This is a genomic window from Mesorhizobium sp. M7A.F.Ca.US.005.03.2.1, from assembly GCF_003997795.1.
GTDB classification, from domain to species: domain Bacteria; phylum Pseudomonadota; class Alphaproteobacteria; order Rhizobiales; family Rhizobiaceae; genus Mesorhizobium; species Mesorhizobium ciceri.
The window spans coordinates 1-6253 of the sequence record NZ_RZRP01000350.1 but is presented as its reverse complement, the minus strand read 5'-3'; the positions used below and the strand labels follow the sequence as shown (position 1 = coordinate 6253).

General features: G+C 62.4%; 5 protein-coding genes. All 5 read left to right on the top strand.

Annotated features, from left to right (window positions below):
• Positions 1–389 (top strand): heme-dependent oxidative N-demethylase subunit alpha family protein (locus tag EN991_RS19585; RefSeq protein WP_127369346.1); only part of this gene is annotated, 389 nt, incomplete at its 5' end.
• 130 nt (positions 390–519) lie between these two features.
• Complete coding sequence (locus tag EN991_RS19580; RefSeq protein WP_013529731.1) at positions 520–1965, top strand: homospermidine synthase; 1446 nt, start codon at positions 520–522, stop codon at positions 1963–1965.
• 184 nt (positions 1966–2149) lie between these two features.
• Positions 2150–2527, top strand: coding sequence for a hypothetical protein (locus EN991_RS19575; protein WP_013529730.1), 378 nt, complete (start codon positions 2150–2152; stop codon positions 2525–2527).
• Between the two features lie 187 nt (positions 2528–2714).
• Positions 2715–4745, top strand: a complete 2031-nt coding sequence (locus EN991_RS19570) for a bifunctional UDP-sugar hydrolase/5'-nucleotidase (protein ID WP_127369345.1) — start codon at positions 2715–2717, stop codon at positions 4743–4745.
• 235 nt (positions 4746–4980) lie between these two features.
• Positions 4981–6045 (top strand): ferrochelatase, encoded by a 1065-nt coding sequence (gene hemH / locus EN991_RS19565; RefSeq protein ID WP_027161401.1) that lies wholly within the window; start codon positions 4981–4983, stop codon positions 6043–6045.
• Positions 6046–6253: the final 208 nt, after the last annotated feature.

The following is a 6253-nucleotide window of genomic DNA, read 5'->3' as shown; positions in this document are numbered from 1 at the left end:
CCCTCCAGGGGCAGGCCGTCGAGCGCTACAACTGGCCGATCCACTCCGACAACGCGCTCTACCATCCGCTCTCCGACCTGCAGCGCATCGACCGCGCCACCAACCGGCCGTCGCGCTTTCCCGATGGCGACATCGACGCCCATGCCTTCATTCGCGTCGAGCGGCAAACCCTGCGCAAACTGCCTGTTTCACGCGATATCCTGTTCACCATCCGCATCCATCTCGACCCGCTCGCCGTGCTGGCCAGGCACCCTGATCGGGCGAAGCTCGCGGTGTCTTTCGCCGCCCAGCTCGAAGCACTCGATCTCGCCCAGCTCGACTACAAGGGCCTGACATCGGACCGTGATCGGCTGATGACGGTCCTTAACCACATGGCCAATGACGACTGATCGCTGGTTGGCGCTTTTCGCTGGTTTGTGACAATGATCTGTGATGTAGCGCATGGCCGCCGGGCAAAGATGCCCGGTTTTGTGTGTGCGTTTTCCCAGTTTCCTGGGCTTTGAAGGAGTGCTCGATAAAATGGCGAATGAAAACTGGCCCGTTTACGGTGAGATCAGCGGCCCTGTCGTGATGATCGGCTTCGGCTCGATCGGCCGGGGAACGCTGCCGCTGATCGAACGCCATTTCAAGTTCGACAAGTCGCGCATGACGGTTATCGATCCGCGCGACACCGACCGCAAGCTGCTCGACGAGCGCGGCATCACCTTCGTCCAGGAAGCGGTGACCGAGAAGAACTACAAGAAGCTCCTGACCCCGCTTCTGACCAATGGCGGCGGCCAGGGCTTTTGCATCAACCTGTCGGTCGATACCGGCTCGGTGGACCTGATGCGGCTCTGCCGCAAGCTCGGCGTGCTCTACATCGACACCGTCGTCGAGCCGTGGCTCGGCTTCTATTTCGACGCCAAGGCCGACAACGCCAGCCGCACCAATTACGCGCTGCGCGAGTCGCTGCTCAAGGAAAAGCACGACAAGCCCGGCGGCGCCACAGCGGTCTCCACCTGCGGCGCCAATCCAGGCATGGTCTCGTGGTTCGTCAAGCAGGCGTTGGTCAATCTCGCCACCGATCTTGGCCTGGAGTTCTCGGAGCCCGCGCAGGACGACCGCGAGGGCTGGGCCAAGCTGATGAAGAAGGCCGGCGTCAAGGGCATCCACATCGCCGAACGCGACACCCAGCGCACCAAGAAGCCGAAACCGATGGATGTGTTCTGGAACACATGGTCGGTCGAAGGCTTCATCTCCGAGGGCCTGCAGCCCGCGGAACTTGGCTGGGGCACACACGAGACATGGATGCCGAAGAACGCCAAGAAGCACAAGCACGGCTCGAAGGCAGCCATCTACCTGGAGCAGCCGGGCGCCAACACGCGCGTGCGCTCGTGGTGCCCGACGCCCGGCGCGCAATACGGCCTGCTGGTGACCCATAACGAGGCGATCTCTATCGCCGATTTCTTCACCGTGCGTTCGAAGAAGGGCAAGGTGCATTACCGCCCGACCTGCCACTATGCCTATCATCCCTGCAACGACGCGATGCTGTCGCTTGACGAGATGTTCGGCGCCGCCGGCAAGCCTCAGCCGGTGCATCATGTGCTCGACGAGAACGAGTTGATCGACGGCGTCGACGAACTCGGCGTGCTGCTCTACGGCCACGACAAGAATGCCTACTGGTACGGCTCGCAGCTGTCGCTCGCCGAGGCGCGCAAGCTGGCCCCCTACCAGAACGCCACCGGCATGCAGGTCACCTCGGCGGTGCTCTCGGGCATGGTCTGGGCGCTGGAGAATCCCGAGGCCGGCATCGTCGAAGCCGACGAGATGGACTACAGGCGGTGCCTGGAAGTGCAGTCCCAGTATCTCGGACCGGTCAAGGGCTACTACACCGACTGGACGCCGCTCGATAACCGTCCCGGCCTGTTCCCGGAAGACCTCGACCGGAACGACCCGTGGCAGTTCCGCAACATCCTTGTGCGATAGCAGCACCGCCCACCTGCCTCACTGCCTTGCAATCGCCCGGAAATCGGGCGATTGAAGGGATGCGGACCATAGCGATACGTATTCATCTGGACGCACGTCGCTCTGGAAACTTGGATGCACGCCTCGTGCTTGTCGAAAATCGATTTCCGATTTTTGGGCCGATGCGAGAGGAGAGGATTTTCACATGATCATTGCGCGCAAAATTCTTTCGATGAGCGTGGCGGGTGCCATTGCGGCGATGCTCGCCGCCTGTGCGACCAGCGGCCCCGATCAACCGCCGATGGCAGCGGCGCCGAAAGGCGTCGAGGGCTCGTGGATAGACGCCAAGGGCACCGGCCTGTCGACCTTCACCGGCGGCACCTTCACGACGGTAGCCACCGACACCGGCCAGAAGCTTGCCGACGGCAGCTACACGATGACCGGCGCCACATCGGTGCAGATCAACGGCACCTCGCTGATCCGCCAGACCGCGGTCAGCTTCAACTGCCTGATGGTGTCGACAAGCCAGCTCAACTGCACGAGCTCCAGCGGTCAGAATTTCGTGCTGACAAGGCGCGTCTGAACCCACGACCATTCGTTTTCCAAGGACGGCGGCTGGTTGGCCGCCGTCCTTTTTTGTGCCGGCAAAGGGTCCCGGATTCCGCTTGCGTCATCCGGAACGCGATGGGAACATGGCCAAAGCGCCGGCTGTTATGTTCCAGTCAAGCAAGAGCGCTAATGGCCTCTGATCAGCTTTCCGGGAGACGAAGATGAAGAAGCTTGCCGCCATTGCAGCCCTGTCAGCCTCAGCCCTCGGTCTGTCGGCCGGCGCGTCCTTTGCCGACTACACGCTGAACATCCTGCATATCAACGACTGGCACAGCCGCATCGAAGGCAACAACAAATATGAATCGACCTGCTCGGCGGACGAGGAGACCAAGGGCGAGTGCATCGGCGGCGCGGGCCGGCTGATCACCGCGATTGCCCAGGAACGCAAGAAGCTGGAAGGCCAGAACGTGCTGCTGCTCAGCGCCGGCGACAATTTCCAGGGCTCGCTGTTCTACACGACCTATAAGGGCAAGGTCGAAGGCGAATTCCTCAACGACATGAAGTTCGATGCCATGGCCCTCGGCAACCATGAATTCGACGACGGCGAGGCCGCCTTGGCGCCGTTCCTCGACATGATCAAGTTCCCCGTGCTCGGCGCCAATGTGAAGGCCAACGCGCAATCCAAGCTCGGCGACCGCGTCAAGCCATCTGTTGTCGTCGAGGTCGGCGGCCAGAAGATCGGCATCATCGGCGCGATCACCAACGACACGCCGGACCTCGCTTCGCCGGGTCCCAACGTCGCCATCGAGGACGACGTCAAGTCGATCACTGCCGAAGTCGAGAAGCTCAAGGGCGAAGGCGTCAACAAGATCATCGCCGTGACCCATATCGGCTACAGGCGCGAACGTGACGTCATCGCCAAGATCCCGGGCATCGATGTCGTCGTCGGCGGCCATAGCCATTCCCTGCTGTCGAACACCGACCCGAAGGCGGAAGGCCCCTACCCGACGATGGTCGACAATCCGGACGGCTACAAGGTGCCGGTGGTGCAGGCGGCCTCCTATTCGAAATATCTCGGCGAGTTCAAGGTGGTGTTCGACGACAATGGCGTCGTCAAATCGGCCAGCGGCGACCCGATCTATCTCGACAAGTCGATCACCCCCGACCCGGCCGTGCTCGCCCGCATCAAGGAGCTTGGGGCGCCGATCGAGGCGTTGAAGAACAAGGAAGTGGCCGAAACCACCGACGTCATCGACGGCAGTCGCGAGAGCTGCCGCACCCGCGAATGCGCGATGGGCAATCTCGTCTCCGACGCCATCCTCGACCGCGTCAAGGGACAGGGCGTCGAGATCGTCATCTCCAATGGCGGCGGCCTGCGCGCCTCGATCGACAAGGGCACCGTCACCATGGGCGAGGTGCTGACCGTGCTGCCCTTCCAGAACACGCTGGCGACCTTCCAGATTTCGGGCAAGGATCTGGTGGCCGGCCTCGAGGGCGGTCTCAGTCAGGTCGAGGACGGCGCCGGGCGCTTCCCCCAGGTCGCCGGCCTGAAATATTCCTTCGACAAATCCGTTGCGCCCAATGCCGGCCGGGTCAAATCGGTGGAGGTCATGGAAGGCGGTGCCTGGACGCCGATCAAGCCGGAGAAGGACTATCTGGTCGCCACCAACAACTATGTTCGCCAGGGCGGCGACGGCTACAAGGTCTTTGCCGACAAGGCCAGGAATGCCTACGACTACGGCCCCGGCCTCGAACAGGTGGTTGCCGACTATCTCGGCGCCCACCGGCCCTACACGCCGAAGCTCGACGGCCGCATCACCGAAATAGCCGCGACCGTCGCCGCGGCGCCTGCGGCCCCGGCAAGCGATCCGGCCAAGCCAGCCGAAGCAGCCCCGGCCACCCCGGCGCCCGCACCGGCTGAAGCCGCCAAGCCTGCCGAAGCGGCACCGGCAATGCCTGAATTGCCGGCCAACTCGGGCGATATCGCCAACACACCACCGGCCATATCGACGGAGGGAGCACCCCCCCCGCCAGCGCAACCAGCCGCGCCGGCACCGGCCGAGCCGGCAAAGCCTGCTGAGGCCGCGCCAGCGGAAGCCAGCCATGTCATCGTTGCCGGCGACACCTATTGGGATCTGGCCAAGAAAGCCTATGGCGACGGCGCCAGGTGGAAGGTCATTTCGGGCGCCAACAAGGGCTACGAACCCCGCCGGCTTCCTGTCGGCGCAACCCTGACCATCCCGCCGAAATAGCTCGCTTATATGCCTGAATGACACCGCCCGTCCGAAAACCGGACGGGCGTCCTGTTTTCGGGCTAATGCATGTCGCTCAAAAGTGACCTCGGTTTTGGGAGAACGACATGCATAAAAACAAAGACTTAAAGCGGGCCGTCTGAATCCATTCGGACAATCCGCTTTAAGGTGCGGCCAGACGCTGCATTGAATGCGCGCGCAAGATGGTTAGGTTCGCGTCTCCCGGAGAACCCTTATGACGCTTCCCACCCCTGCCGATCCCAAGGTCGCAAAAGCGCTCGGCCCGTTGCCCGCTGGGCATCCGCCGGTCAAGGCGGGCAAGATCGGCGTCATGCTGGTCAATCTGGGCACGCCCGATGGCACCGATTTCAAGCCGATGTGGCGGTATCTGCGTGAATTCCTGTCCGATCCGCGCGTCATCGAGCTCAACAGGGCGATCTGGTATCCGATCCTCTATGGACTTGTGCTCACCACGCGCCCCAAGAAGTCCGGCGCCAATTACGCCCGGATCTGGAACCGGGAAAAGAACGAGTCGCCGCTGCGCACCTACACCCGTGCCCAGGCCGAAAAGCTGGCCGAAGCGCTGCGCGACCTGCCTGATGTCGTCGTCGACTGGGCGATGCGCTACGGCAATCCTTCGACTGCAAGCATTGCCCAGCGTCTGGCCGACCAGGGCTGCGATCGCATTCTTTCGTTTCCGCTCTATCCGCAATATTCGGCGACGACCACGGCAACAGCCAACGACCAGCTGTTTCGCGCGCTGATGAAGATGCGCCGCGCGCCGGCCGTCCGCAGCGTGCCGCCCTACTATGACGAGCCGGTCTATATCGAGGCGCTGGCGCGTTCGATCGAACGGCATCTGGCGACGCTGGATTTCGAGCCGGAGGTGGTCATCACCTCCTATCACGGCATTCCAAAACCCTATTTCGAGAAGGGCGATCCCTATCATTGCCACTGCCAGAAGACGACGCGGCTGTTGCGCGAACGGCTCGGCTGGGATGACAAGAAACTGATCATCACCTTCCAGTCGCGCTTCGGCGCGCAGGAATGGCTGCAACCCTATACCGACAAGACGGTGGAGAAACTCGCACAGGACGGCGTCAAGTCGATCGCCGTCGTCAATCCCGGCTTTTCCGTCGACTGCATCGAGACGCTGGATGAGATCGGCCGCGAGGCGGCCGAAACCTTCCACCATGCCGGCGGCAAGAATTTCGCCCATATCCCTTGCCTCAACGACAGCGCGGAGGGGATGGCGGTGATCGAGGCGATGGTGCGGCGCGAACTGTCTGGCTGGGTCTAGGAGAAATTCCAGGAAAAGTGTGAAACGGTTTTCCCGGGAAAAGCGATAGCGCTTTCCCTTGGGAATTTCGTCAACCGGAGTTAGAGCGGCTCGCCGCTCTAACTCCGGAACAACACAAGCTCCGGGGCGTTAAGGCGCGCCGCCGGAGAATGCGATGTCCCGCAAACTCGACCTCAGAACTGGCCAGCCCGTCTGGTCAGCCTATAGC

Coding starts and splice junctions, on each gene's coding strand:
- EN991_RS19580 (WP_013529731.1), top strand. CDS start 520: ATGGCGAATGAAAACTGGCCCGTTTACGGTGAGATCAGCGGCCCTGTC.
- EN991_RS19570 (WP_127369345.1), top strand. CDS start 2,715: ATGAAGAAGCTTGCCGCCATTGCAGCCCTGTCAGCCTCAGCCCTCGGT.
- EN991_RS19575 (WP_013529730.1), top strand. CDS start 2,150: ATGATCATTGCGCGCAAAATTCTTTCGATGAGCGTGGCGGGTGCCATT.
- hemH (WP_027161401.1), top strand. CDS start 4,981: ATGACGCTTCCCACCCCTGCCGATCCCAAGGTCGCAAAAGCGCTCGGC.